The organism is Rhodococcus sp. no. 34 (assembly GCF_054589475.1).
Genome location: NZ_BAAILK010000026.1, coordinates 501,527 through 504,682, shown reverse-complemented (window position 1 = coordinate 504,682; position 3,156 = coordinate 501,527). Strand labels below are relative to the sequence as shown.

Sequence of the window (3,156 nt, the reverse complement as noted above, 5' to 3'; positions counted from 1 at the left end):
TTGAAGGATCCGGTGATCGACGTCTCCGCGAGCCGGGAAAGTCCCTCACGGATGTGACGCGCCCACAGCCCGCCGATGCCCTCGACCGACTGCAGATCGGCAGCCGTAGCGGCCAGCAGCGACTGGAGAGTGCCGAAGGATCCGACCAACCGGTGGATCTGATGGAACTGCAATCGAGGTACACGCATCAGCACGCGATATCCGCGAGGAGTCATCGGAGTGTCGAGGGCTTCGATCGTGCCCGGATAACCGAGAACACGCGCAAGAGTCGTGAGATCGAGTAGATCGGCGTCGGTGACGCGATCGAGTGCGACGAGGACGTTGTCCATCGCCGCGGTGCCGATGGGTTCGGGACCGGCAAGATAGTCCCGAACGATGAGTTGACGTGCAATGTCGTTGTCGCCGACCAGTTCTTCGAGCTGCAGTGCCAACTGGCGACCGTCGGTGCCGAGCTCGAGGACATCCTGTTCGATTTCGATCGACACGCGGCGAACCATTTCCAAGCGCTGTACGACGGTCAACGCGTCGCGCAGAGTCACGAAATCCTCGATCTCGACGACCGACAGTTGCCGTGTCACTTCGTCGAGTCGCGCTTTGTATCGTTCGAGCGTCGCGACGGCCTGGTTGGCGCGCGAAAGTATGGTGGCCGAGCCGTCGATGACGTGCCGGATGCCGCCGACGTACACACTGACGATCGACATCGACTGACTGACCGAGACCACGGGATAGCCGGTCTGAATTGCCGTGCGCTCGGCAGCGCGGTGCCTCGTGCCGGATTCGACGGTGGGAATCTTGTGATCGGGAACCAGCTGGACGTTGGCACGCACGATGCGTGTGCCGTCCGTCGAGAGGACAACCGCGCCGTCCATCTTCGACAGCTCGCGCAATCGGGTCGGTGCGAACTCCACGTCGAGGTTGAATCCGCCGTCACACAACGCTTCCATTTCCTCGTCGTATCCGAGGACGATCAGCGCGCCGGTACGGCCGCGCAGAATTCGTTCGAGCCCGTCTCGCAAAGCGGTACCCGGCGCCAACCTGGCGATGGTCTCTCGCAATGCCGACGACGACTGTGTGTCCGCCATCGCACTGATCATTGAGAAACTCCCTGCTGAGGTCGATGTCACTTCGGTCGGGTCCGATGCCTGCGCCGGACTGATCCCCGTTTAGATTACCTATCCATGAGTAGTACCTGGACCCTGCCTGATGACCTGACTGTCCCGGAGCCGGTCGAATTCTTTCCGGCCGCCGGCGAGAAGCTGCCTCAGCACTGGTCGAAATGCTTCGGCTGCGGCGACGACCAGCCTGCGGGAATGGCGATGAGTTTCAGGGCTGGTAACGGACTGGAAGTGACCGGTCGTCTGGAGGTCGCCAAGAAGTATCAGGGCGGTCCAGGTGTCATTCACGGCGGCATTCTGTCGACGGCATTCGACGAGGCTCAAGGTATGGCATGTATGGCTCTCGGCTCGCCGGTGGTGACCGGGCACCTCGAGATCGACTTCGCCCGGCCGATCCCGTTGGGATCGGTGCTCGAATTCCGGGCTCGCATCGACGGCGTTGTGCGCCGCAAGGTCTACACCAGTGCAGAAGCGGTGATCGTCGAAGGTCCGACAGCGGATCCGGACACGGTGGTGGGAACGTCCCGGGGACTGTTCCTGACCATCACCTCGGAACACTTCGCCAAGACCAAGGAGTTCGTGGACGGCGAACCGACGTCCCCGTTCGGCACCTCGTCGGTCTGACGAGGTAGTCGGCCGAACGACGATCACTTCACCGGCGTGAGCTTGGGGCGAGACGGGGCTTGTTTGCCGCCCATCAATCCGGCGTAGGCCAGTGCCTCGGCCAGATTCGCTACTTCGTTGACGCGCATGCCGGGAATGTTCGGGCCGGAATCGACCGGCACGATGGCGCTGGTGAATCCCAGTCGGGCAGCTTCGATCAGCCGTCGGTTCACCCCGGCAACCCGTCGAACCTCCCCGGCGAGTCCGACCTCGCCGAGGATGACGAGCCCCTTGGGGACGGGTTTGGCTTTCACGGCGGAAGCGACCGCAATGGCGAGAGCCAGATCGGCACCCGGCTCGGTCATCCGCATACCGCCGACGGTCGCGGCGTAGACGTCGGCCTTCGAGATCGACACTCCGACGCGGCGTTCCAACACGGCCAGAACCATGGCCACACGGGCGGTGTCGAGCCCGCTGACGGCTCGGCGAGGTGTCGGTAGCGGCGTGGCGGCGACGAGCGCCTGAACTTCACCGAGTAGAGGTCGCTTACCGTCCATCATCACGGTGACGGCAGTGCCTTCCACAGCTTCTTCACGGTGATGCAGGAACAGGCCGGACGGATCGCTGATCTCGTTGATGCCCTGCTCGCTCAGCTCGAAGCATCCGACCTCGTCGGCCGCACCGAATCTGTTCTTCACGCCGCGGACCATGCGCAGGGTGGAGTGCTTGTCACCTTCGAAGTGCAGAACCACGTCCACGAGATGCTCGAGCGAGCGCGGACCGGCGACGGCGCCGTCCTTGGTGACGTGGCCGATCAGAAGCACCGGGATTCCACTGGCCTTGGCCAGGGAGGTCAGGGCGCTGGTGACGGCCTTGACCTGAGTCACGCCGCCGACGACCCCGTCGACGTCGGCAGCAAGCATGGTCTGCACCGAGTCGACGATGACCAGTGTCGGTTTGACCTGCTCGATGTGGCCGAGGATGGTCGCGAGATCGGATTCGGCCGCCAGATACATCCGTTCGTGGACAGAGTTGGTGCGATCTGCCCGAAGCCGAACCTGACCGGCAGACTCCTCGCCCGTGACGTACAACGCTCGATCATCCGCGCTGCGCATCGCCCAGCGGTAGACGACCTCGAGAAGTAGCGTCGATTTTCCGACGCCGGGTTCGCCCGCGAGCAGCACCACCGAACCCGGTACGACGCCACCGCCGAGGACGCGGTCCAACTCACCGATCCCCGTGGGTTTGGCCTGCGTCGAGGTGCTGTCGATCTGTGTCAGCGGCGTGGCCGGCGTCGTAGGCAGCACGGCGCTTGATCCTGCTTTGGCGAGTGAGGCGCCGGCGCGACTGGCGACGGGTGCCACTACGGCGACCTCGGTCATCGAGCCCCACGAATCGCAGTCCGGACATCTACCGACCCACTTGGGCACTACCGACT

Annotated in this window: 3 protein-coding genes; 1 reads left to right on the top strand and 2 read right to left on the bottom strand. The window is 63.8% G+C overall.

The window, feature by feature from the left end:
- On the bottom strand, nt 1–1,082 hold a 1,082-nt coding region (disA, locus tag ACYP01_RS11420; RefSeq protein WP_459680009.1), incomplete at its 3' end, for a DNA integrity scanning diadenylate cyclase DisA.
- Between the two features lie 96 nt (nt 1,083–1,178).
- Between disA and ACYP01_RS11415 the strand changes: the two genes are divergently transcribed.
- Nucleotides 1,179–1,739, top strand: coding sequence for a PaaI family thioesterase (locus ACYP01_RS11415; protein WP_003945494.1), 561 nt, complete (start codon nt 1,179–1,181; stop codon nt 1,737–1,739).
- 23 nt (nt 1,740–1,762) lie between these two features.
- Here the strand turns inward: ACYP01_RS11415 and radA are convergent, their stop codons facing one another.
- Nucleotides 1,763–3,148: a DNA repair protein RadA gene (gene radA / locus ACYP01_RS11410; RefSeq protein ID WP_021342813.1), complete on the bottom strand. Its 1,386-nt coding sequence runs from the start codon at nt 3,146–3,148 to the stop codon at nt 1,763–1,765.
- Nucleotides 3,149–3,156: the final 8 nt, after the last annotated feature.